This is a genomic window from Rhodococcus sp. RDE2 (assembly GCF_020885655.1).
GTDB lineage: Bacteria > Actinomycetota > Actinomycetes > Mycobacteriales > Mycobacteriaceae > Rhodococcus > Rhodococcus pyridinivorans.
In genome coordinates, this window is the sequence record NZ_AP025186.1 from 1384166 (window position 1) to 1407027 (window position 22862).

A 22862-nucleotide genomic window follows, 5' to 3' on the forward strand; every position below is an offset into this window, starting at 1 on the left:
CTCTGTCGGCCCGGGCGCAGAGCGGATCAACGGAACGAGACCGACGTTGTGTGCGAAATTCGGCCGGATTTCACACACAACATCGGTCTCGACGGATCGGTCTCACTGCATGAGGCGCCAGATGTGGTCGCGGGACAGAGGCAGCTGGTGCGGCCGCACCCCGATGGCGTTGCGCACGGCGTTCGCCAGGGGCCGGGGCGACCGGGTTGAACGGGGTCTCGCTCATCGACTTCGCGCCCATCGGCTCGAGTTCGTCGTAGGTGTCGGCGAAGTAGACCTCGGTGCGCGGGACGTCCGGCAAGCTCGCCGACCTGGCGCTGTGGCGGATCGACGGCTTCGCCCACTCCGACTCCACGGCGCGAGAACCAGTCGCCGGTGGCGAAGGTCAGGTGGTAGGTGCCCTCGGGCAGCGCATCGGTGAAACCGATGAGACGACCGTCGTCGTCGGTGACGCCGGCGCCCAGCGAGGTTCCGTGCGTGTCGGTGAGGGTGACGTGCAACCCCACCGCGGGTGCACCGGCCGTCGCGTCGAGGACGTGGGTACTCAGGGTGTTCATGCGCGGCTCCCTGCGGTCTCGATGACGATCCGCTCGAGGCGGAGCCGGGTGATCTCGGCGAGCGCCGCACGCATCTCGGCCTTCTCGCTCTCCGGGTCGTTGCCGAGGCGACGTTCGAGGATCTCCAGCAGTTCCGGCGCCGTGCGGCCGGCGGCGCGGACGAGGTAGACGTGCCCGAACCGTTCCTCGTATTCGCGGTTGCCGGCGGCGAGCCGGTCGAGGATGTCGGCGTCGGCCGTGGCGACGGCGGACTGCTCGCGACGGGAAGCAGCGTGTTCGCTGCGTTCGCCGATGCGCGGGTGGCCGGCGAGAGCGTCGGCGAGGTCGTCACCGTCGAGGTTCTCGGCCGCGGCAGCGGCGGTGGTGAGCAGCACGGTGCGTGAACCGAACGGGCGCGCCGCGACGACGGAGTGCGCCCATGTCCGGCTCGAGCAGCAATCGAGCAACAGTGCGATGGCCTCGTCCTCGGGCATCGCATCGAACCGGGCCGTTGTGAGCTGCACGGACCCTCCTTTCGTCGGTGCATTCGATACTGTCCGGTGGGCGTGCGGCGGGGGAGGTGCAAGCGCTACAGAGTTCGGTTCGCCGCGGGTGCGCCGGTTGGATGATCGGCCAACGAGGTGGTTGCGTCTTGAACGTTTTTCTGGAATAGTTCCAGTTATTGGATTTATTCCAGAAAAAGTGGGCGACCCGGATGGGGTCGCAGGGTTGAAGGAGTGATCACATGTTCACCGCCGACCGTCCTCGAGCAGTGACGCTTCCGCCGGTCGTGCTCGGCGGACTGCGGCCTCTCTACCGGCAGATGGTCCGCAACAACGTTCCGGCCGCATCGTTCGAGCACACCGCCGGACGGGCCGTCTTCGAGGTCTGCCTGATCGCAGGAGAGCACGGCCCACAGCTGCAGGTCCGCGCCCGCGACTTCGGGATCGACTTCACGCTCGCGATGACTACGCACTTCCGTATCGCGCCCGTGATGAGCGACGACCAGTACCGCGCACTGTGCTCGGTACTCGCACCCGGCGCCGAACCGGCACCGGGCATCGTCCTCGACTTCCTGCAGCAGGTGGTCGTGCAGTCGCCCGCGGTGCTCGCGCGGACGCATACCTGCGCTGCCTGACGAGCACACGACGGTTCGAGCCCGGTGGGATCACTCCCGCCGGGCTCGAACCGTATCGGAGCGGGCGTCAGAGCAGAGCCGTGTCGAGCGTGGTGATCGTCTCGGGATCTGCGATCACCTCGAGCGCCACGATGCGACCGTCCTCGACGGTGAAGCGGAACACCGACCGCACGATCCCGCCCGGCGCCCACGCCGCCCCGGGTACACCGTCGATCGTCGCGGGCACCGCGCCGCGTGCGCGGCCGTGGAAGGCGTGTGCCACCGCGTCGGCGCCGCGCAGTTCCGGCTCGAGTGCGGGGCCACCGTGCAGCCGGCCCGTCTCGGCGTTCGCTGCCGCCACGGTGTCGGCGCGGAGCACCACGTCGGGATCGAGCACCGCGAGCAGATCCTCGAAACGACCCTCGCGGGCCGCGACGAGGAAGGCGTCGACCACCCGACGCGGATCCCCGGCACCCGCCGACGCCGTACGTGCACCGCGCACGCGCCGCCGCGCACGACTGGCGAGCTGACGCGTCGCGGCAGCGGATCGGCCCACGACGGGCGCGATCTCGTCGAACGGCATGCCGAACATGTCGTGCAGCACGAAGGCGAGACGTTCGGCGGGACCGAGCGCGTCGAGGACCACCATCATCGCGATACCGATCGAATCCGCAAGCACCGCCTCGTCTTCCGGCTCCTCGGAGCTGTCGTTCCGTCGAGGCGGTTCGACGGGTTCGCCGACGACGATCTCGTGACGCGCCGAACGTGCGCGCAGCATGTCGAGACACACGCGGCTCATCACGGTGGTGAGCCAGCCGCCGAGATTGTCCACGGCGTCGGTGTCGGCGCGGGCAACCTTCAACCACGTCTCCTGCACCGCATCGTCCGCCTCCGCAGCCGACCCCAGCATCCGGAAACCGACCGCGCGCAAGCGCTCGCGGTGTGCGTCGAACTCCCTCGCCAGAAATTCCTCGTCCATCGTCGTCACATTCTTCCGTCGGGATCCGTCAAGGAAGTGACGGATCCCGAAGAACCGATGTGACAGGAGCAGACGATGGAAGCACGAATGAACAATCCCGTGATGGTGCTGCCCGGCACCCTCGACGCGTTGCAGGCCGCGGGCCGGACCTACGAGAACACCGGGCTCCCGGCCCGCACGGTCCACCTGGTGCACCTGCGGGCCAGCCAGATCAACGGGTGCAGCTTCTGCGTGGAGATGCACACGCGTGAAGCACTGGACGACGGGGAGAGCGTCGAGCGGCTCACGGCGGTCGCGGCCTGGCGCGAATCGCGACGGTTCACCGAGGCCGAGCGCGCCGCACTCGCGCTCACCGAGGCCGTCACGCGGATCACCGACCGACCCGAGTCCGTCTCCGACGAGGTGTGGGACGCCGCGGCCGACATCTACGACGAGAAGCAACTGGCCGCGCTGGTCATGCAGATCGCGACGATCAACATGTGGAACCGGGTCAACGCCACGATCCGGCAACCGGCCGGAGTGGCACCCCGGAGCTGACATCACGAACGGCCCGGCAGGAATCCTGCCGGGCCGTTCGGGGTAGTGCGTCTACAGCGAGCCGGGTCTACAGACCGGGGCGCTTGCCGACCGTGAGCGTGACCTCGCCGGTGTGCGCGAAGAAGTCGTTGCCCTTGTCGTCGACGACGATGAAGGCGGGGAAGTCCTCGACCTCGATCTTCCAGACCGCTTCCATGCCGAGCTCTTCGTACTCGACGACCTCGACGTTCTTGATGCAGTCGAGCGCCAGGCGCGCGGCCGGGCCGCCGATCGAACCGAGGTAGAAGCCGCCGTACTTGTGGCATGCGTCGGTGACCTGCTTGGAGCGGTTGCCCTTTGCGAGCATCACCATCGAGCCGCCGGCGGCCTGGAACTGGTCGACGTAGGAGTCCATGCGACCGGCCGTCGTCGGGCCGAACGAGCCCGACGCGAGACCCTCGGGGGTCTTCGCGGGACCGGCGTAGTAGACCGGGTGATCCTTCAGGTACTGCGGCATCTCCTCGCCGCGGTCGAGGCGCTCCTTGATCTTCGCGTGCGCGATGTCGCGCGCGACGACCAGCGGACCGGTGAGCGACAGGCGCGTCTTGACCGGGTGCTTGGACAGCTCGGCGAGGATCTCCGGCATCGGCCGGGTGAGGTCGATCTTGACCGCGGCACCCTTGCCGGTGCCCGAGACGCCCGACGTCTCGGAGTCGAGCTGGCTGTCGGTGACCTCGGGCAGGAACTGACCGGGATTGAATTCGAGCTGCTCGAGGAAGACACCCTCGGGCGTGATCTTGGCCTTGGCCTGGCGGTCGGCCGAGCAGGAGACGGCGATCGCGACGGGCAGCGACGCGCCGTGGCGCGGCAGGCGGACGACGCGGACGTCGTGGCAGAAGTACTTGCCGCCGAACTGCGCGCCGATGCCGATCTTCTGGGTGAGCTCGAAGACCTTCTTCTCGAGTTCGAGATCGCGGAAGCCGCGGCCCGTGATGGCACCCTCGGTGGGCAGCTCGTCGAGGTAGTGCGCCGAGGCGTACTTGGCCGTCTTGAGCGCGAACTCGGCGGAGGTGCCGCCGACGACGATCGCGAGGTGGTAGGGCGGGCACGCCGCGGTGCCGAGCGACCGGATCTTGGCCTCGAGGAACTGCATCATCGAGTCCGGGTTCAGGATGGCCTTCGTCTCCTGGTACAGGTACGACTTGTTGGCCGATCCGCCGCCCTTGGCCATGAACAGGAACTTGTAGGCGTTCTCGTGGCCCTTCGCGGTGTCCGCGTACAGCTCGATCTGCGCCGGCAGGTTGTTGCCCGTGTTCTTCTCGTCCCACATCGTCAGCGGGGCGTTCTGCGAGTACCGCAGGTTCAGCTTCGTGTACGCGTCGTACACACCGCGCGCGATGGACTCCTCGTCGTCGCCCGGGGTGAGCACCTGCTGGCCGCGCTTGCCCATGACGATGGCGGTGCCGGTGTCCTGGCACATGGGCAGCACGCCGCCGGCGGCGATGTTCGCATTCTTCAGGAGGTCGAGCGCAACGAACTTGTCGTTGTTCGACGCCTCGGGGTCCTCGAGGATGCTCGCCAGCTGCTTCAGGTGATCCGTGCGCAGGTAATGGGAGATGTCGTGCAGCGCGGTCTCGGTGAGCAGGCGCAGGGCCTCGGGCTCCACCTTCAGGAAGGTGCGGCCGTCGGGTCCTTCGACGGTGGACACCCCCTCGGCGGTCAGCAACCGATACTCGGTGGGGTCTTCCCCGATCGGCAGCAGGTCCTCGTAGAGGAAGTCGGCCATTGTTTCTCCTGGAAGAGGGCTGATGATCGCCGTACACGTTAGCGGCGCCGACGCAAGGCCTTGACAACGGGGCATGTGACGGACTCGACCTGCAGAGTGAATGTGACCTGCGTCTCGCGACTTTCGGTGGCGTGTTTATGTCGCCGACGACCGGAAATCCCGGAAAGAAGTCGAGGCCGGAGTGTTCGCCGTCACGGCGGCCGGCAGGCATCGAACCGTACACTTGACCGGATGTTCGAGAGTTTCCGGAGGGATCGCACGTGACCGTAGAAATCGAACGGTTGCCCTCGCCCGAGACCGGACGCCTGCCGTCGCTGGCCTGGCTTCCCCGTTTCCACGCCTGGATCGATCTCGCCGTCGTGATCGCGGTGCTCGTCACCACCAACCTGATCGCCCACTTCACCACGGCGTGGGCGTCGATCGCGACCGTGCCGATCGCAGCATGCGTGCTGGTCGCGATGATGCGCCGACGCGGCATGCGCTGGTCGGAACTCGGACTTTCACCCCGGCACTGGAAGAGGGGGACGCTCTACTCGGTAGCGGCCGTCGGCCTCGTCCTGGCGGTGGTCGCGATCGGCATCGCGTTGCCTTTCACCAGGCAGTTCTTCCTCTCCGAGCGCTACGCCACGATCTCCGGCGCCCTCCTCGCCTCGATGATCATCATCCCGCTCCAGACCGTCATCCCCGAGGAACTGGCCTTCCGCGGGGTGCTCCACGGAACCCTCGAGCGGGTGTGGGGCGCACGCGGGGTCTTCGCCGCGGGATCTCTGCTGTTCGGCCTGTGGCACGTCGCCTCGTCGTTCGGTCTCACGGCGGGCAACGCCGGCCTCAGCGCCTTCCTCGGAGCCGGGTTGCTCGCGCAGATCGCCGGCATCGTCGGTGCAGTGATCGCGACCGCCGCCGCGGGCTTCGTGTTCACGTGGCTGCGTCGCCGCAGCGGCAGCATCCTCGCGCCCATCGCCCTGCACTGGTCGCTCAACGGCGCCGGTGCCCTCGCCGCCGCGCTCGTCTGGCACGCCACACTCAACTGATGGCGCTGGCGGTCTGTCTCCTGTTCGACACCGAGACCGACCGCGCGATCCGGCGCCTGTGGGGCCGGCTCGAGGAGAGCGGCATCCCCACCCTGCTCACCCATACGCACCGCAAGCACGTGCCGCACCTGTCGTACGCGGTGCTGCGGACCTACGACCGGGCCGCCGTCGTCTCGGCCCTCGAGGACATACCCGACGGGGGACCGGTCCCGGTCTACATCGACACTCTCGGATTGTTCCGGCGCGGCCGGGCGTCGCTCGTGCCCGCGCCCTCGGCCGAACTCGTGCAGCGGCAGGATCGCGTCGTGCGGGTCGTGGAGACGACGGGGGCGGACCTGCACCGCTACTACGTCCCGGGGCGCTGGACACCGCACTGTTCGCTGAGTCCCCGAACGCGGCGCGAGGAACTCGACCGTCTGGGTGCGGTCGTCTACGACGTGCTGCCGATCGAAGCGACACTCGATCGCGCGGTGCTGATCGACACCGCCACCGGCGAGCACACGCCGCTACGGATGATCCCGTGAGGGAAACTCACTCCTCGGGGTTCTCCACCCACGGTCCGTACGGAGGTGGGCCCTCGCTCTGGATCTGCAGACCGAAGTGCGGACAGTGCTTCCACACGTAGCCGTGCAGGACGTGTTCTTCCGACGTCGCGGTGTTCATCAGTACGAGGTCGCCGCTGGGGCGGTGTTCGAGGGCGAAGCCGGACTCCCGCTGATCGAGAACCCACCATTTCGCAGTGCTCATGTCGGTGTCCTCCGCATGATCCGCTCGGCAGACGCGCACCTCCACGTTAGCGCGGAAACCGTTCGTGATCGGCCGATTCGGCGATCACGATCCGCTCAGCGCCCGGGCCGTCGCATCGTCGGCGGGATAGAACGCCTCGATCGCCAGTTCCGACACCGTCACGTCGAGCGGGGTCCCGAAGAGGGTGGTCGTGCTGAAGAACGACAACTCGCCGGCCTCGGTCCGCAACCGCATCGGCACGACCAGCGAATGCGGTTCGACCTCCTCGACCGGATCGTCGCAGGGGTAACCGGCGAGTTCGTCGTACAGGCGCAGCAGGACGGGGTCGGCCGTCGCCCCGATCTGGTGTTGCAGTCGGGCGAGCAGATGACCGCGCCACTGCCCGAGATCGACGATGCGCGGCGCCAGTCCCCGCGGGTGCAGGGTCAGTCGCAGCACGTTGATCGGCGGTTCCAGCAGCTCCGGAGCGCACCCCTCGACGAACACCCCGACGGCGTCGTTGGAATCGACCATCGTCCAGTGCCGGTCGACGACGAGTGCGGGAAAAGGACGGTGCGACGACAGGATTCGCGTGATCGCGTCGGAGATCGCCGCCATCGGCAGGTCGCCGAGGTGATGCTCGGGGTAGACGGGCGCGTGTCCCGCCGCGACCAGGATGGTGTTGCGTTCGCGCAGCGGGATGTCCAGCCGGTCGCTCAACTTCAGCACGGTCGCGCGTGACGGTCGGGACCGGCCGGTCTCGACGAAGCTGAGATGCCGCGACGAGATGCCGGCGGTGTGGGCCAGCGAGAGTTGGCTCAGGCCGCGCCGCTCGCGCCATGCCCGCAGCAGCGCTCCGGCGTGGGGAGTGTCGACCGTGGTCATGCACCCGACAGTAGAGCCGGCCGGGAACGGTCACCATTACTTCCGGGGTAATCGATTCCGTGCACGACGAGGCGCAGGGTGGTCCCCATGAACGCATACGCAGTGGCTCATCTCCGCACCATCGACCTCAACGACGACATCGTCCGGTACCTCGAGACCATCGACGACACCCTCGCCCCGTACGACGGTCGCTTCCTCGTCCACGGCGTCGATCCCGAAGGGATGGAGGGACCCTTCGAGGGGAACCTCGTGATCATCGAGTTCCCCGACGTCGACCGTGCCCGGACCTGGTACGAATCCCCGGAGTACCAGGCGATCCTCCCGCTCCGCACCGAGAACTCCGAGGGATGGGCGGTCGTCGTGCAGGGCACACCGACCGGCTACCGCGCCACGCACTTCCTCGACAAGGTGTTCGGCGCTCAGCGGTAGTTCAGGACAGGATGCCGGCCGCCCGGGCCGGTTCGGCGTAGGCCCGCGCCAGAGACTCCACCGTCTCGTGGGCATTCAACCCGCTCGGATTGGGCACCACCCACAACGGGACGTCGCCGATCGTGTCGTCCTGCCGCCCGGCCTTCGCCTTGCGCCGGCCGAAGGCCGCGCGGTAGGCGGTGATGCCCGCGACCGCCACGGCGCGAGGGCGGAACTCCGCCACCACGTTCGCCAGATGACGTCCGCCCTCACGGAGTTCCTCGTCGGTGAGCTCGTCGGCGCGGGCCGTCGCACGCGGCGCCAGGTTCGTGATGCCGACACCCCGCTCGAGCAGGTGATCGCGGTCGGCGACGCTCATGCCGGACGATGCGTCGATCAGCCGGTCGACGATGCCGGCGCGGAACAGGGCGGGGTAGAAGCGGTTTCCGGGCCGCGCGAAGTGGGCTCCCGTCGCCGCGGTCCACAGTCCCGGATTGATGCCGACGAACAACAGGCGGCAACCGGGCGCGACGAGGTCGGGGATCACCGCATCGCGGAAGGACTCGAGTTCGGCTCGTGTGAAACCCATCCACCCAAACTAGCCGGAGCGACGCTCAGTCCGGCGGGAGCCAGGCTCCGTGCAGGCCGGCCGGAACGCGGATCGGCAGACGGACCCGCGCGATCGGCCCCGAGGCCGGGTCGGTCTCGGGGAAGACGAGGAACCAGCTCGTCATGTCCGCCCGGTCGGTCGCGATCGCGCCCCAGTAGCCGCCCGAATCACCCGTGAGATAGGCCGGTTCGCCGGGGGAGAGCGTCTCGTGTGCCCAGACCGATTCGGTTCCGGACGCCACATCGAACCAGAAGAGCGAATCGGCCGCTCCCGCAGGGAGTTTCTGCGTCCTGCTGCGTCCGATGGTCGCGACGACGGAGTGGCCGAGGGTCAGCGACCGGTCGTCGATGCGGGGGAACTCGATGTCGCGTTCGTGCAGGGTCGTGCGGGTCACCCCGTTGCGGCCGATCACGGCGCGTCGCAGGACGGACCGGTTCGGACCTGCCTTCTCGGTCAACGCGCCCGGATACGCCCACTCCACGTAGTCGAGTGCGACGTCACCGTCGGGCAGGTCGAACGCGTTGGCAGTGTGCCACATCCAGAAGGTGTCGGTCGAGAACCACCGCACCGCACCGCCGTCGCGGGGGACGAGCGCGACCCGCGTTCCGAGATCCGGCTTCCAGTCGAGCGGCGACCCGCCGGAGAAGATCTGCGAGAGGTCGAACACGAGCGGGGCCAGGACCAGGACGGCGTAGGTCGGCGTCAGCGCCATGTCGTGGATCATCAACGGCCGGTCGGCGCCGTCGATCGGGGTCGGCGCGCGCGTCACCGTCCCGTCCGGTGCGACCACCGACCAGGTCAGGTACGGCGGGTCGAGCATGTAGCAGAAGGCGACCATCTCACCGGTGTGCGGATCGATCTTCGGGTGCGCCGTCAGCCCGACCGGCAGGGTTCCGTCGAAGGTCTCGCGTCCGAGCGTCTCGAGGTCGGAACCCAGCGTGTACGGCGGCGCTGCCTCGGCCATCGCCATGAGCCGCCCGCCGTGCCGGACGATGTTGATGTCCGGCAGTTCGCGCATGGTGTTCGCCAGGTCCGGCCCGACCTCCTCCTCGGGAGGGAAGTACGGATCGGTGATGCCGGCCCACAGTGCGCGACCGGCCTTCTCCTCCGCGACGACCTGCGGGGTGCGCACGAACCGGTTCGAGTAGCGCGCGGTGCCCTCGGCGATCTGCACGCGGTGGACCATGCCGTCACCGTCGATCGGATAGACGTAATGGCCGATCGGGTCGAAGCGCGGATTGGGCCCGTTGCGGAGATAGCTTCCGTGCAGATCGGCGGGGAGTTCCCCGTGGACCTCGAGATCGCGGACGTCCACTTCCTCGCGTTGAGGCGCGAACAGGCCGCTGAGGTGAGGATGGTGTGCCAGGTCGACAGGCGCCGGACGTTGCATGGCGACTCGCTTCGGTGGAGGCGAAATTCTTCCGTGGGGAAATCGTAGGACCGGGGAGGGCGATCGGTTCGTGATTCGGCGCGCCCGATCCCGCACCCGCGGACAGGGGCCGTACATCGGATAGGGTTGTTGCCTACGTGCAGGACCGATAGTGCGGCCGCACGGCCGCGACGTTAGGGGAAGGTGTGCAGCGCCGGAACGCGATCGGAAACTCCGTCCGGAACACCGGAGGTGGCGAGGCCACGTTGCCGCCGTACACGGATCTTCTCTGGCCGACCGTGCAGGCGGTGATCGAGCTCGGCGGATCCGGCGTCATCGAGGAGATCGACTCCGCCGTGATCGCCCGGACCGGACTGTCCGAGGAAGCACAGGCGGTACTCCACGGCGACGGTCCCGGAACGGAGATCGAATACCGGCTGGCCTGGGCCCGGACGTACCTCAAGGGCATGGGTCTGCTGTCGAACACCCGCCGCGGCGTGTGGAGCGTGACCGACCGCGGCCGCGCCGTCCGCGAGTCGGAGATCAAACCCATGCAGGTCGCGTACACGGCCGAGAAACGCCGCAAGCGCATGGTGCGGAACGTCTCGCAGGGCGCCCAGGTCGTGCCGCTCGCGGCCGCCCCCGAGGATCCCGAACTGTGGCGCGAACCGGTCCTCGGTGCCGTCGCCGACCTGTCGGAGGACGGATTCGAACGGCTCGCCACCGCGGTGCTGCGCGCGGCCGGATTCACCACCCTGACGATTCCGGCGCCGGGCGGATCCCATGAGCCCGAGGGCGCCGGCCACGTCGAGGGCACCGGTGTCCTGCGCGTGTCGCTGCTGAGCTTCTCCGTCTTCTTCCGTTTCCTGCGGGCACCGGAGAAGGCGGGTGCCGACGTGGTCCGCGAGTTCCGCGCCGCGATGGTCGGGCGGGGCGAGAAGGGCCTGCTCGTCACCACCGGATCGTTCACCGAGGACGCGCGCGCCGAAGCCCACCGGCACGGCGCGCCGCCGATCGACCTCGTCGACGGCGACGGGTTGTGCGATCTGCTCAAGGAGCACGGTCTCGGTGTCCGTTCCACGGTGCGGACGATCGAGGACGTCTCCCTGGTGCCGGCCTTCTTCGCCGAACTGTCCGGCCGCTGACCTCGTAGCGCCGTCGCGATATCGACTGCCGCGACCTGTCGAATTCCCCGTGTGGCCGGTGGGACGCCTGTGATTGTGATGCAATACGGCGGACGTACAGACGGCAATACGAAGGACAGGTTGCGATGACCCTTTCGCGGCGGGACATGTTGCGGTACGCGACGCTCGGATCGGGCGTCGCGTTGATCTCTGCGCTCGGCGCACCGGGCCTGGCCCAGGGACGCCCGGTGCTCGGCACCATCGTCGACTACTCGGCCGCCGTGCCGTCGCCCTCGTCGATCCGCGCCGCCGGCCATATCGGCGCCATCCGGTACGTGTCCGATGCGCGACCCGACGCCGCGTGGATGCGCGCCAAGCCGCTCACCGGACGGGAAGCGGACGCGCTGCTCGACAGCGGGCTCGAAGTGGTCTCCTGTTACCAGTACGGCAAGGCCGCGACCGCCGACTGGCACGGTGGTTACGAGGCCGGTCTGAAGCACGCCCGGCGCGGTCTCGACCTCCACTACGCGGCCGGTGGCCCGGAGAACCGGCCGATCTACGCCTCGATCGACGACAACCCGACCTTCGAGCAGTTCACGCTCCAGGTCGTGCCGTACCTGCTGGGCTGGCAGGAAGTGGTCGGCGCCGGAAATCTCGGTGTGTACGCCAACTCGCCGACCATCGACTGGGCGTCGGCGATCTCCCTCGGGTCCTTCTACTGGCAGCACGACTGGGGCACGCCGAAGGGCTACGTGCATCCGCGCGCGAACCTGCACCAGATTCCGGGCGAGGTCCGGATCGACGGCATCGGCGTCGACATCAACCACGTGCTCACGCCCGACTACGGCCAGTGGTCGCTCGCCGGCAGCGCACCGAGTTCGGACCCGGGACTCCTGGGCAGTTAGCGCTCGGGTCGGGTCTCGTCGACGGGTCGTACGGATCGGCCCGGCGGCGGGATGAGGACCGTGAAGACCAGCGCCACCACTGCCGCGCCCACCGCCACCAGGAAGCTGACGCGGAACCCTTCGAGGGCGGGCACCACGGAGTCGCCGATGCGCTGGGTCATCGCCGCCAGCATCACACCCACCACCGCTGCGGCGCTCGTCGTGCCGATCGACCGCATCAGGGTGTTGAGGCTGTTGGCCGCGGCGGACTCGCGTAGCGGCACGGCGCCCATGATGAGCGCAGGCATCGCGGCGTAGGCGAGACCCACACCGGCGCCGATGAGCATCGAGGCGCCGACGATGTGCCAGACCTCCTGGTACAGCACGTACGCCATGAGGTAGCCGAGGCCCACCAGTACCGCGCCGCAACCGAGGGTCACACGAGCCCCGAACCGCGTCGTGATGCGCGCCGAGACGGGGGACAGCGCCATCATGACGAGCCCGGCGGGAGCGAGCGCGATCCCGGCGGTGACCATCGTCTGCCCGAAGCCGTAGCCGGTCTCCGTCGGCGCCATCAGCAGCTGCGGGAACGCCAGGATATTCGAGTACATCGAGAAGCCGAGTGCGACCGACGCGAGATTCGTCATGAGGATCGGCCGGCGGGCGGACAACCGAAGGTCCACGAGCGGTCGCGGTATCCGCAGTTCGTACAGGCCCCAGCCGACGAACACCACGAGTGCCCCGGCGAGCATTCCGAGGGTGGCCGGGGCGGTCCATCCCCAGTCGTTGCCCTTGGTGACCGGCAGGAGCAACAACACGAGGGCGACGGAGAGCAACAGTGCCCCGGCGATGTCGAAGCGTCCCGGATTGCGTTGCGACGACTCGGGCACGACGAACAGGATCGCGGCGATCCCGACGAGGCCGAGGACCAGCGAGGCGACGAACAGCATGTGCCAGTCGGTCGCCTGGGCGACGAAGGCCGCGGCGGGCAGGCCGATCGCGCCGCCGACACCCATCGTGGCGCTGATGGTGGCCATGGCGCCCGGGAGTCGCCGGGAGGGCAACTCGTCGCGCAGGATCGCGATACCGAGCGGGATCGCGCCCATCGCGGCGCCCTGGAGTGCCCGACCGATCACGAGCGGAACGAGGGTCGTCGCGAGCGCGCAGACCGCCGAACCGAGCACCATCAGCGACAGCGAGGCCAGCAGCATTCGGCGTTTGCCGAACATGTCGCCGAGGCGACCACTGATCGGAGTGACCACCGCGCCGGCGAGCAGAGTCGCCGTCACGGCCCAGGACGTGTTCTCGGGCGTCGCGCCGACGAGCACCGGCAGCCGGGGGAGGAGCGGGACGATCAGGGTCTGCATGAGCGCGACGCTGATACCGACGGTCGCGAGGACCGGCACGATCCCGCGCGGGGCAGGAATCTCCCGGGTGGAGAGCGGTGTCTCTACGGCCATGCGGCTCCTCGGTCCGGGGCCGGGGTGACGCGGCCTACGACGACAATTTGTGCGCAATACGAACGACGCTGCCATCGTGTCTAACACGACGGGGCCGTCGATCCCTAGTGACCTTCCGCCTTCCGGTCCTGCGTGGCCGTTCGACCGGCTCCCGGTGTCAGGACTGACAGTGCTTGTCGGGCTCGGATTCGTCGACGGTGATCGAGAGCGGCGGATGCTCGTCTGGTGCGGAATGATCGCCCCGCCACGCCAGCAGCGACCAGCGCGACAGTCCGGACAGCGCCGAGCCGAGACTCGCGAACGACAGTGACGACAACGCCGAACCGAACGATCCGACGGAGCCGATGGACAGGACCGACCCGCAGCTACCGATCGACAGGATCGAGTACGAGGAACCGATCGACAGGATCGACCGCTCCGAGGCGATCGACAGGATCGAGCGGTGGGAGACGAGCGAACGGCGGGAATTCACGGACGCGGCACCGGCCGGGTGCCGCAGACGACGCTGCTTCGAGGGGATGCGCGACGCGGTGGAGGCCATGCTCCGGTCTATCACGCCCGACAGCGACGGGGGAAGAGACGCGAAGGCCGCCGGGAGAAACTCCCGGCGGCCTTCGGTGAGTACGTGAATCAGGGAACGGCGACGAGACCCACGGTGGGCAGGAAGGTGCACGAACGCGGATCGGCGCCCTCGTCCTGCGTGGTGATTCCACCGGAGATCACGGCGAGGACCTGACCCGAACCGGTGTCGGCGATCGTGCTCAGCGTGGTCGGGCCGTCGGGGTTGATCTTCGCGTCGTTGGTGAGCGGCTGCGTTCCCGTGCGTCCGTTGGAGACGTTGACCCAGCTCAGGGTGAGCGGCTGCTGCTGTTCGCCGGCGGCGGGTGCGGTGCCCAGCGCGGTGAAGACGAAGCCGGTCTGGCCTGCGCCCGGTCCGGGAGGGGGAAGGTGCGACGGACCCGCGACCGCGAGGGCGGTGCCCACGGAGTCCTGGCTGTCGCCGATGCAGCCCTTGCCGATCGTCGGGTAGAGGAACTGTGAGATCACCACGGCGCCGGGCTCGGGGATCTCGGGTCCGCCGCCGCCGCTGCCGTCGAGGAAGGTGATGACGCGCTGGAGCGTGCTCTTCACGGACTCGGGGAGCTCGGAGTTCGCGAGCAGTTCCTTGGCCTGCGCCAGCAGGTCGTTCTTGCCGTCGGCCGCGTCGGCGACATCGGCGGGGCCTGCAGCCGCACCGATGATCGCGGGTGCGAGGGAAGCCAGGGCCTCGACCTCTTCGGGGTTCGCCCGGACTCCGGCCAGAAGGTCGGTCAACGACTCGACGGACAGATCGGCGGGAATTTCGAACCGGGGCAGTTCGACGAGCCCTGCCAAATCCGGCAGCGCGGGTAGCGCCGGTTGCGCGACGGCCTGCGTAGGCACGGCCAATCCCGCGGTGGCGGCGAGTGCGCACAGCGTGAGCGCCCGTCGCATTCCTCGAGTACGAAGCACTGTTCCCCATCCTTGTCGTTGAAGCATCCGGTTGTTCGGGACGAACGACCGGATGCTGACGGCTCGAGGGGACACTCTATGGACCCCCCGCACACGGGACAAGCCTGCCGTTTCGGAACGGCGCGCCCATCGCTGGTTCGGGATTCTAACCACGGGGTGTTCCGTCCCTCGGATCCTGTCGAACATAACGCGTCCGACCTGAGAAGATTGTGACTGTAGATGAAATCGTTACGGGAGTGAACTCCGGTTCGTTTGCATGCCTATCGGAACGGTAATCTCCTTCGCCGGGTCCGGTTCACCGGACGGACGTTCGACGGGAGAGGCCGCACCGCAGTGCCACGAGGGTTTCCTTCGCACCGGATGTGGTGGTGCGCGGCGTTACTGGCGCTGTCCGTCGTCGTCCGCCTGGCCTGGGGATTCATCACTCCCAACGGCATGAACCTCGTCGACCTGCACGTCTACGTCGACGGATCGGCCGCTCTGCTGCAGGGCGACCTCTACGGATTCACCTATTCGGAGGACACCCCCGACTTCCCCCTGCCGTTCACCTATCCACCCTTCGCCGCGCTCGTCTTCCTTCCCCTGCACCTGATCCCGTTCGGGATCCTGGGCGTGGCCTGGCAGCTGCTGACGGTCGCGGCGCTGTTCGCCGTCGTGTGGATCTCCCTCGAACTCGTCGTGGGCGCGCGGGCGCGGAGCCGGTCGTGGATCGGTGTCGCGATGCTGTGGACGGCTGCGGGCATATGGACCGAGCCGGTACGCACGACCCTCGACTACGGCCAGATCAACGTCTTCCTCGTCCTCGGCGTGATGCTCGCGGCCCGCAGTTCCCGATGGTGGCTGTCGGGTGGACTCGTCGGCGTACTCGCCGGGATCAAGCTCACGCCCGCCATCACCGGGCTGTACTTCCTCGCGCAGCGACGCTGGCGGGAGGCGGTGTTCTCCGCGGTCGTCTTCGTGGGGACCGTCCTGGTGAGCCTGCTCGTGCTCGGCTCCCAGGCCGCCACCTATTTCGGGTCCCTCTTCGGCGACGCGGATCGGATCGGCCCGGTCGTCTCGGTGTGGAACCAGTCGCTGCGCGGAGCTCTGGGTCGTCTCGCGGGTGAGGACGTCGGGCTCGGTCCCGTGTGGCTGGTCGGCGTCGTCGTCTGCGCGGTCCTGGCGTTCGCGGCGTGGCGGTCGCTGGGACCGCTGCCCGACGGAACACAGCCCGACGGAACACAGCCCGACGGAACACAGCCCGACGGAACACAGCCCGACGGAACACAGCCCGACGGAACACAGCCCGACGGAACACAGCCCGACGGAACACAGCCCGACGGAACACAGCCCGACGGAACACAGGATCGTCTCGGCACGCTGCTGATCGTGCAGCTGTTCGGTCTGCTCGTCTCGCCCATCTCATGGGTTCACCACTGGGTGTGGGTGGTCCCGTTGCTGCTGTGGCTGGTCTACGGGCCCCTGGCGCGATCGCTCGGTGCCCGCATCGTCGCCGCGTGCTGGGCCGTGGTCACGCTGATCGGTGTCCCGTGGGTGCTGAGTACGGCGCAGAACTCGATCTGGGACGTCGAACGTCCCGCCCCGCTCGCCTGGCTCGGCGCCGTCAACGTGGTCGGTGTCCTCGCCGTCTACGTCGTCGTGATCCTCGCCGCCCGGCGGCGCGGGACGCACGGCGAGCCGGTGACTACAGACCCGAGCGCCGTGCCTCCTCGTCGATCCGACGCGCAAGAGCCGGATCCGACTCCGTGATGCCACCGGCGGAATGCGTGCTCAACGCGAAGGTCACCTTCCGCCACCTGATGTCGATGTCCGGATGGTGATTCGCCTCCTCGGCGACGACGGCCACCCGGTCGACGAGCGCGATCGCATCGGGGAAGGTGGACGCTTCGATGGTGCGGACCAGCGACTGTCCCGCGCGGTGCCAGTGCGGCAACTCGGCCAGCGCGGCGTCGATCTCTCCGTCCGTCAGCAGCTGGGACATGACTCATTCTGGGACGATGCAGTTCATGTCTGCAAGCGCATCGTCTGCGAGTACACCGGCGCCCGACGGGCACGTCGTGGCCGGCGCCGTCATCCGGGACGGCCGCGTGCTGCTCGCCCAGCGCACGCGGCCCGTCGACCTCGCGGGCCTGTGGGAGTTGCCCGGCGGCAAGGCGGAACCGGGGGAGAGTGTGGAAGCGGCGCTCGTGCGGGAGCTGAGGGAAGAGCTCGGTGTCGAGGTGCGCGGTGCGGAGCGACTGGGTGTCGCGGTGCCGTTGGCGGGTGGTCGCGAGTTGTGTGCCTACAGGGTCGAACTCGTCTCGGGTGATCCCGAGCCGCTGGATCATGCGGCGTTGCGGTGGGTCGACGCGGACGAACTCGGGCAGGTCGATCTCGTCCCGGCCGATCGCGCGTGGATCCCCGATCTACGCGAACATCTGCGGCGTTGAGGTCATACGGCGCATGCCTTGTGGTCAGGCGGCGCGGGCCTTGTCGAGATATTTGCGCAGTTCCTTCTTGCTCAGGCCGTCGTTCTCGACCTTCTTCATGCGCATGACGACGACGGGGCATTTGAGGCACCGCGTCTTCTTGCGGCAGCACTTCTTCTTCGGCTTCAGGCCTGCGACCTTGCTCGCCTTCACCTTCCCCATACGTCCCGCCTGCCTTCCACGGTCCTGCGCGGCGAATCCACCGGCGGGCGAAGGTTAGCATCCCCTTACTTGTGAACCAAGGGGTGTATGTGGTGCCGGATTCGGCGGTTACGTCTCCTGTGGGAGTGTCGAGCGTCACCCCGATCGTCGCCGACCTGCAGGTATCGGATGAGGTAGAAGCGGCGACCGACAAGCGGCCTGTAAAGTGTATTGACGGCCGCAGTGCCTGCACGCCGAGAATCGGACGGGGCAGGTAGCTCGCAATCTCGCGTCGCGGCCATCGAGACGAACGCCGTACGGGCGAGGTGCCGACCGGGTCCAGTGCCGTGTGGCCGGACTACAGCCAGGAGAGCTATCGCGTGAGCACCGCTGATTTTCGGAACGTCGCCATCGTGGCGCACGTCGACCATGGAAAGACCACTCTCGTCGACGCCATGTTGCGCCAGTCGGGCGCGTTCGCCGAACGTGCGGAACTCGTCGACCGGGTCATGGACTCGGGCGACCTCGAGCGCGAGAAGGGCATCACCATTCTCGCGAAGAACACCGCGGTGCACCGTCACCACCCGGACGGCACCGTCACTGTCATCAACGTCATCGACACCCCCGGCCACGCCGACTTCGGCGGTGAGGTCGAGCGCGGCCTGTCCATGGTCGACGGCGTCGTCCTGCTGGTCGACTCCTCCGAGGGCCCGCTGCCGCAGACCCGCTTCGTGCTCCGCAAGGCGCTCGCCGCGTCGCTGCCGGTGATCCTCGTGGTCAACAAGACCGACCGACCGGACGCCCGCATCGCCGAGGTCGTCGAGGAGAGCCAGACCCTGCTGCTCGACCTCGCATCCGACCTCGACGACGAGGCCGCCGAAGCCGCCGAGCTCGCCCTCGAGCTGCCCGTCCTCTACGCCTCCGGTCGTGAGGGCAAGGCCTCGAAGAAGCAGCCCGAGAACGGCCAGGTCCCCGACGCCGAGAACCTCGACGAGCTCTTCGAGGTCCTCATGGAGTGCATCCCCGCACCCAAGGGCGATCCGTCGGCTCCGCTCCAGGCTCACGTCACCAACCTCGACGCCTCCGAGTTCCTCGGTCGTCTCGCGCTGCTGCGCATCCACCAGGGTGAGCTGCGCAAGGGCCAGACCGTCGCATGGATGCACGCCGACGGCGTCAAGAACGTCAAGATCACCGAGCTGCTCAAGACCGTCGGTGTCGAGCGGCAGCCCGGCGAGGTCGCGGTCGCCGGCGACATCGTCGCCGTGGCCGGTATCCCGGAGATCATGATCGGCGACACCCTCGCCGATCCGGAGAACCCGGTGGCGCTGCCCCGCATCACCGTCGACGAGCCGGCCATCTCGATGGTCATCGGCACCAACACCTCGCCGCTCGTCGGCCGGGTCAAGGGCCACAAGCTCACCGCCCGCATGGTCAAGACGCGGCTCGACTCCGAGCTCGTCGGCAACGTGTCGCTGCGCGTCCTCGACATCGGACGACCCGACGCGTGGGAGGTTCAGGGCCGAGGCGAACTCGCCCTCGCCATCCTCGTCGAGCAGATGCGCCGTGAAGGCTTCGAGCTGACCGTCGGCAAGCCGCAGGTGGTCACCCGCACCATCGACGGCAAGCTGCACGAGCCCTACGAGGAGCTGACCATCGACAGCCCCGAGGAGCACCTCGGTGCCATCACCCAGCTGCTCGCGAACCGCAAGGGCAAGATGGTCCAGATGACCAACCAGGGCACCGGTTGGGTCCGTATGGAGTTCATCATCCCGTCGCGCGGTCTGATCGGTTTCCGCACCGACTTCCTCACGGAGACCCGTGGCACCGGCATCTCGAACGCCATCTTCCACGGTTACGCGCCGTGGGCCGGCGAGATCCGCGCCCGCCACACCGGTTCGCTCGTCTCCGACCGTGCCGGCTCGGTCACCCCGTTCGCGATGATCCAGCTCGCCGACCGCGGCACGTTCTTCGTCGAACCGGGCAGCGACACCTACGAGGGCCACGTCGTGGGCATCAACCCGCGCGCCGAGGACCTCGACATCAACGTCACCCGCGAGAAGAAGCTCACCAATATGCGCTCTTCGACCGCCGACGTGATGGAGACCCTCGCCAAGCCGATCGAGCTGACCCTCGAGGCCGCGCTCGAGTTCTGTGCTGCGGACGAGTGCGTCGAGGTCACCCCGGAGGACGTGCGCGTGCGGAAGCTGCACCTCTCGCAGACCGACCGCGCGCGTGCGCGGTCGCGGGAGAAGGCCCGTAACAAGTAGTCCAGGTGTGGGGTGGCCCCGGCGAGCGCATGCTGGCCGGGGCCACCCATGTACCACCTGCCTCACGGAAGGAGCCCGAGTGTCGCGTACGCGCGCTCGTCGCCGACTGATCGGGGCGACGGCCGGCCTGGCCGTGGCTGCGCTGGTCCTCACCGGCTGCACCGCCGACCCGCCGCCTCCCATCGAGCAGACGGAGCCGACCACGACTCCCGCTCCAGCTCCGAAGCGCAGCACGGTGGTGGTCGCGATCGACGAGGTCGGCTCGGGATTCAACCCCCACCTGCTCGCAGACCAGTCGCCCGTCGCGAACGCCGTTGCCGAACTCGTGCTCCCGAGTGCTTTCCGGGCCGTGCCCGACCCGGAGAATCCCGCTGCCACACTGTGGGTTCCGGACGACTCGCTGCTGCTGTCCGCAGAGGTCACCGACGAGGCGCCGTTCACCATCAACTACCGCCTGCGCGACGAGGCCCAGTGGTCGGACGGAGCGCCGATCGCCGCCGAGGACTTCCGGTATCTGTGGCGGCAGATGGTCACCCAGCCCGGCGTGGTCGATCCCGCCGGCTACCGCCTGATCGACGACATCCGGTCGTCGGGCGGAGGCAAGACCGTCACCGTCACCCTGCGCGAGCCGTATCCGGCCTGGCGCGAACTGTTCACCAACCTGCTGCCCGCGCACCTGGTCAAGGACACTCCGGGCGGCTTCTCCACCGGCCTGTCCGAGACGATCCCCGTGTCGGGCGCGCGATTCCACGTCGACAACGTCGACCGCGGACGCGCCGAGGTACTGCTCGAACGCAACGACCGGTTCTGGGGCACCCCGGCCGGACCCGACGAACTGCTCATGCGCCGCGCCGGCACCGACGCCCAGGTGACCGAATCGGTGCGCAGCGACGACGCCCAGGTGGTCCAGAGCGCGGGCGGTGTCGCTCTCGAAGCGCAGCTCGCCGCCGTGCCGGGCGTGCGGACCGGCGTCCAGCTCCAGCCGCGCACCCTCGATCTGACCCTCAACACCCGCACCGCCGAACTCGCCGACCCCGGAGTCCGACGAGGCGTTATCGACCTGCTGGATCCCGAGCTGCTCGGACTCGTCGCGACGGCCGACAGCACCGAGGTCGTGCGAGCCCGTGCCCAGGTGCTCGCGCCGTCCGATCCGGGCTACACCGACACGATGCCGCCGCGTCTGCCCCGGGAGCAGGCCCTCGACCGTCTCGCCGAGGCCGGATATCTGCCCGTTCCGCCTGCCGTGCCCCCGGTGCCGGCAGACCCGGACGCACCCGACCCCGGAACACCCGGGAACGATGCACCGGAGACCGAGGCATCCGAGACCGGTACATCCGGGACTGCGGTGCCGACGAGCGCGACTCCCGAACCGGGAACCCCGAGCGGACCGGCCCTGCCCGAGGGCACCCTGGCCCGGAACGGCGTGCCGTTGACGCTGGTCGTGGGCGTGCCGGAGGGCGACGAGACCGCCCGCGCCGTCGCACGTACCGCCGTCGACCTGTGGCGCGGCGCCGGGATCGACGCGTCGGTCGACGAACTGCCCCCCGACGAGCTGTACGGCGAAGCCCTCGTCGAGGGCACCGTGCACGCGGTCGTCGGCTGGATGCGTGCCGGTGGAGACCCCGCCACCGCCGCGCTGTCCCGATTCGGATGCGTCCCGGTGGCCGCAGCACCCACGGCGGCGGGGGAGGACCTGCCGACCGCGCCCGAGTCCGGCCTCCCGGCGCAGCCCGACGCCCCCGGGACGACGGAGGCGGCACAGCCGTCGGACCCCGCGACCACCACGCTCGACGAGGACGACGTCGAGGAACGTGAGGATGCGCTCGCAGCGCAACTCGAAGCTCCGAGCAACCTCTCGGGCGCGTGCGATCCCGGTCTCGAACCCGATCTGCTCGCTGCACTGAACGGCACCACCGACCCGGCGAAGGTCGTCGCCGACGCACAGACCAGGCTGTGGGATCTCGCGGTGAACCTGCCGATCCTGCAGGACCGCGCCGTCGTCGCCGCCGGCCCCGGTGTCGAGAACGTCTCGCTGACAGCCGCCGTCGCCACCGGTATTCTCGGCGACGCCCATCTGTGGGGAAGGACCACACCGTGACCGATACTCCGGGGGCTCTCCCCGACGTTGCGGATCGACGACTTCTGCTCGTCCACGCCCATCCCGACGACGAAACCCTCACCACCGGCGGCACCATCGCCCGGTACGTCGCCGAAGGCGCCGAGGTCACCGTCGTGACCTGCACGCTCGGCGAGGAGGGCGAAGTGATCGGCGACGAGTGGGCACAGCTCACCGCCGACCGCGCCGATCAGCTCGGCGGGTACCGCATCCTCGAACTCACCCGGGCGCTCGGAGCGCTCGGCGTCGACCGGCCGCGCTTCCTCGGCGGTGCCGGGCACTGGCGCGACTCGGGAATGGCGGGCACCCCGTCCGCCGCCAACCCCCGCGCCTGGGTCAACGCCGACCGCGAGGAAGCGGTCGAGGCGCTCGTCGCCGTGATCCGTGAGACGCGTCCGCACGTGGTCGTCACCTACGACCCGTTCGGTGGCTACGGGCACCCCGACCACATCGCGGTGCACGAGAGGGTGACCGCGGCCGTCGAAGCGGCCGGCACCGAGGACTATCCGTCCGCCGGGGCGGCGTGGACCCCCGCGAAGGTCTACTGGACCGTCGCCGAACGGTCCGCGCTCGAACGCGGCATCGCCGCCATGGGCGCGCTGCCCGAGGGCTGGCGCCGACCGGAGCCCGGCGAACTGCCGAGCGTGCCCGACGACGAGGTCACCACCGTCGTCGACGTCCGTTCGGTCCTCGACGCGAAGCGGACCGCGATGGCCGCGCACGCGACCCAGGTGCTGGTCGCGGAGGACGGCGAGCAGTTCGTGCTCTCCAACCTCGTCGCCCAGCCCGTCTTCGACCAGGAGCACTTCGTGCTCGTGCGCGGGCAGCTCGGCCTGACCGACTCCACGGGACGAGAGGACGACCTCTTCTCCGGCATCGGCTAGTGTGATCCGCGTCATCAACGAGGCTTCGAGTGGCTCGCGCCACCCGGGCTCGTGCACTACGCAG

Annotated in this window: 23 protein-coding genes and 4 pseudogenes; 12 read left to right on the forward strand and 15 right to left on the reverse strand. The window is 68.8% G+C overall.

All coding sequences use genetic code 11. The features are described 5' to 3' along the window. Positions 1-102 precede the first annotated feature (102 nt). The 3 genes and pseudogenes from LPH33_RS06540 to uraD all read right to left on the reverse strand — a co-directional run. A pseudogene (locus LPH33_RS06540) lies at positions 103-295 on the reverse strand (hypothetical protein); the annotation flags it as partial. 115 nt (positions 296-410) lie between these two features. After that, a pseudogene (locus LPH33_RS06545) lies at positions 411-557 on the reverse strand (hydroxyisourate hydrolase); the annotation flags it as partial. Continuing rightward, on the reverse strand, positions 554-1060 hold the full coding sequence (gene uraD, locus LPH33_RS06550) for a 2-oxo-4-hydroxy-4-carboxy-5-ureidoimidazoline decarboxylase (protein ID WP_080968297.1): 507 nt from the start codon (positions 1058-1060) through the stop codon (positions 554-556). The gene uraD and the pseudogene LPH33_RS06545, both read right to left, overlap by 4 nt. A 221-nt stretch (positions 1061-1281) precedes the next feature. On the opposite strand from uraD, the gene LPH33_RS06555 reads away from it, so the two are divergent. After that, a complete protein-coding gene (locus LPH33_RS06555; protein ID WP_059383014.1) occupies positions 1282-1674 on the forward strand; it encodes a hypothetical protein in 393 nt (130 codons plus the stop codon). Between the two features lie 67 nt (positions 1675-1741). Here LPH33_RS06555 and LPH33_RS06560 read toward each other — a convergent pair whose 3' ends face one another. Then, positions 1742-2632, reverse strand: a complete 891-nt coding sequence (locus LPH33_RS06560) for a sigma-70 family RNA polymerase sigma factor (protein WP_229567505.1) — start codon at positions 2630-2632, stop codon at positions 1742-1744. 75 nt (positions 2633-2707) lie between these two features. On the opposite strand from LPH33_RS06560, the gene LPH33_RS06565 reads away from it, so the two are divergent. Next, positions 2708-3169 carry a carboxymuconolactone decarboxylase family protein gene (locus LPH33_RS06565; RefSeq protein WP_229567506.1) on the forward strand — a complete coding sequence of 154 codons (462 nt, stop codon included), beginning with the start codon at positions 2708-2710 and terminating at the stop codon, positions 3167-3169. A gap of 67 nt (positions 3170-3236) precedes the next feature. On the opposite strand, the gene LPH33_RS06570 is transcribed toward LPH33_RS06565, so the two are convergent. After that, positions 3237-4934, reverse strand: a complete 1698-nt coding sequence (locus LPH33_RS06570) for a fumarate hydratase (protein ID WP_229567507.1) — start codon at positions 4932-4934, stop codon at positions 3237-3239. A 281-nt stretch (positions 4935-5215) separates the two neighbouring features. Here LPH33_RS06570 and LPH33_RS06575 point away from each other — a divergent pair, with 281 nt between their 5' ends. Next, the gene (locus LPH33_RS06575; protein ID WP_085989384.1) at positions 5216-5965 is read left to right on the forward strand and encodes a CPBP family intramembrane glutamic endopeptidase; all 750 of its coding nucleotides are present in this window, start codon (positions 5216-5218) and stop codon (positions 5963-5965) included. Continuing rightward, on the forward strand, positions 5965-6489 hold the full coding sequence (locus LPH33_RS06580) for a 2'-5' RNA ligase family protein (RefSeq protein WP_016693633.1): 525 nt from the start codon (positions 5965-5967) through the stop codon (positions 6487-6489). The genes LPH33_RS06575 and LPH33_RS06580 overlap by 1 nt, the downstream gene beginning before the upstream one ends. A 7-nt stretch (positions 6490-6496) precedes the next feature. Here LPH33_RS06580 and LPH33_RS06585 read toward each other — a convergent pair whose 3' ends face one another. Next, entirely contained in the window at positions 6497-6712 is a 216-nt protein-coding gene (locus LPH33_RS06585) for a hypothetical protein (protein ID WP_026061451.1), read from the reverse strand. An 84-nt stretch (positions 6713-6796) separates the two neighbouring features. Beyond that, positions 6797-7576, reverse strand: coding sequence for a helix-turn-helix domain-containing protein (locus LPH33_RS06590; protein ID WP_016693631.1), 780 nt, complete (start codon positions 7574-7576; stop codon positions 6797-6799). 87 nt (positions 7577-7663) lie between these two features. Between LPH33_RS06590 and LPH33_RS06595 the strand changes: the two genes are divergently transcribed. After that, on the forward strand, positions 7664-8005 hold the full coding sequence (locus LPH33_RS06595) for a DUF1330 domain-containing protein (RefSeq protein ID WP_016693630.1): 342 nt from the start codon (positions 7664-7666) through the stop codon (positions 8003-8005). A gap of 1 nt (position 8006) precedes the next feature. On the opposite strand, the gene mug is transcribed toward LPH33_RS06595, so the two are convergent. Beyond that, entirely contained in the window at positions 8007-8573 is a 567-nt protein-coding gene (gene mug, locus LPH33_RS06600; protein ID WP_016693629.1) for a G/U mismatch-specific DNA glycosylase, read from the reverse strand. A 25-nt stretch (positions 8574-8598) separates the two neighbouring features. Continuing rightward, positions 8599-9984, reverse strand: a complete 1386-nt coding sequence (locus LPH33_RS06605; protein WP_229567508.1) for a carotenoid oxygenase family protein — start codon at positions 9982-9984, stop codon at positions 8599-8601. Positions 9985-10169: 185 nt separating this feature from the next. Here LPH33_RS06605 and LPH33_RS06610 point away from each other — a divergent pair, with 185 nt between their 5' ends. Both LPH33_RS06610 and LPH33_RS06615 read left to right on the forward strand, forming a co-directional pair. Then, positions 10170-11108: a winged helix-turn-helix domain-containing protein gene (locus LPH33_RS06610; protein WP_088896674.1), complete on the forward strand. Its 939-nt coding sequence runs from the start codon at positions 10170-10172 to the stop codon at positions 11106-11108. A gap of 125 nt (positions 11109-11233) precedes the next feature. Continuing rightward, the gene (locus LPH33_RS06615; RefSeq protein ID WP_229567509.1) at positions 11234-11992 is read left to right on the forward strand and encodes a DUF1906 domain-containing protein; all 759 of its coding nucleotides are present in this window, start codon (positions 11234-11236) and stop codon (positions 11990-11992) included. On the opposite strand, the gene LPH33_RS06620 is transcribed toward LPH33_RS06615, so the two are convergent. The 3 genes from LPH33_RS06620 to LPH33_RS06630 all read right to left on the reverse strand — a co-directional run bounded on the left by LPH33_RS06620 (position 11989) and on the right by LPH33_RS06630 (position 14904). Beyond that, positions 11989-13431, reverse strand: a complete 1443-nt coding sequence (locus tag LPH33_RS06620; RefSeq protein WP_229567511.1) for an MFS transporter — start codon at positions 13429-13431, stop codon at positions 11989-11991. The two genes, LPH33_RS06615 and LPH33_RS06620, sit on opposite strands and share 4 nt — an antisense overlap. Positions 13432-13588: 157 nt before the next feature. Further along, positions 13589-13972: a hypothetical protein gene (locus LPH33_RS06625; RefSeq protein WP_229567513.1), complete on the reverse strand. Its 384-nt coding sequence runs from the start codon at positions 13970-13972 to the stop codon at positions 13589-13591. 89 nt (positions 13973-14061) lie between these two features. Next, a complete protein-coding gene (locus tag LPH33_RS06630) occupies positions 14062-14904 on the reverse strand; it encodes a hypothetical protein (protein ID WP_160874965.1) in 843 nt (280 codons plus the stop codon). Positions 14905-15357: 453 nt separating this feature from the next. Between LPH33_RS06630 and LPH33_RS26945 the strand changes: the two are divergent. After that, positions 15358-16092, forward strand: a pseudogene (locus tag LPH33_RS26945) (glycosyltransferase 87 family protein); the annotation flags it as partial. Positions 16093-16147: 55 nt separating this feature from the next. Here the strand turns inward: LPH33_RS26945 and LPH33_RS26950 are convergent. Together LPH33_RS26950 and LPH33_RS06640 are read right to left on the reverse strand one after the other, a co-directional pair. Further along, positions 16148-16327: pseudogene (locus LPH33_RS26950) on the reverse strand (pentapeptide repeat-containing protein); the annotation flags it as partial. Positions 16328-16606: 279 nt separating this feature from the next. Further along, positions 16607-16903 (reverse strand): 4a-hydroxytetrahydrobiopterin dehydratase, encoded by a 297-nt coding sequence (locus LPH33_RS06640; RefSeq protein ID WP_016693621.1) that lies wholly within the window; start codon positions 16901-16903, stop codon positions 16607-16609. Between the two features lie 25 nt (positions 16904-16928). Here LPH33_RS06640 and LPH33_RS06645 point away from each other — a divergent pair, with 25 nt between their 5' ends. Beyond that, on the forward strand, positions 16929-17351 hold the full coding sequence (locus LPH33_RS06645) for a (deoxy)nucleoside triphosphate pyrophosphohydrolase (RefSeq protein WP_172414829.1): 423 nt from the start codon (positions 16929-16931) through the stop codon (positions 17349-17351). Positions 17352-17375: 24 nt separating this feature from the next. On the opposite strand, the gene LPH33_RS06650 is transcribed toward LPH33_RS06645, so the two are convergent. Beyond that, positions 17376-17552, reverse strand: a complete 177-nt coding sequence (locus tag LPH33_RS06650; protein WP_006550584.1) for a hypothetical protein — start codon at positions 17550-17552, stop codon at positions 17376-17378. A gap of 359 nt (positions 17553-17911) precedes the next feature. On the opposite strand from LPH33_RS06650, the gene typA reads away from it, so the two are divergent. The 3 genes from typA to mshB all read left to right on the forward strand — a co-directional run bounded on the left by typA (position 17912) and on the right by mshB (position 22798). After that, positions 17912-19798 carry a translational GTPase TypA gene (gene typA / locus LPH33_RS06655; protein WP_006550583.1) on the forward strand — a complete coding sequence of 629 codons (1887 nt, stop codon included), beginning with the start codon at positions 17912-17914 and terminating at the stop codon, positions 19796-19798. 79 nt (positions 19799-19877) lie between these two features. Next, positions 19878-21896: an ABC transporter family substrate-binding protein gene (locus LPH33_RS06660; RefSeq protein ID WP_229567515.1), complete on the forward strand. Its 2019-nt coding sequence runs from the start codon at positions 19878-19880 to the stop codon at positions 21894-21896. Next, the gene (gene mshB / locus LPH33_RS06665; RefSeq protein WP_016693617.1) at positions 21875-22798 is read left to right on the forward strand and encodes an N-acetyl-1-D-myo-inositol-2-amino-2-deoxy-alpha-D-glucopyranoside deacetylase; all 924 of its coding nucleotides are present in this window, start codon (positions 21875-21877) and stop codon (positions 22796-22798) included. Before LPH33_RS06660 ends, mshB begins: the two co-directional genes overlap by 22 nt. Positions 22799-22862: the final 64 nt, after the last annotated feature.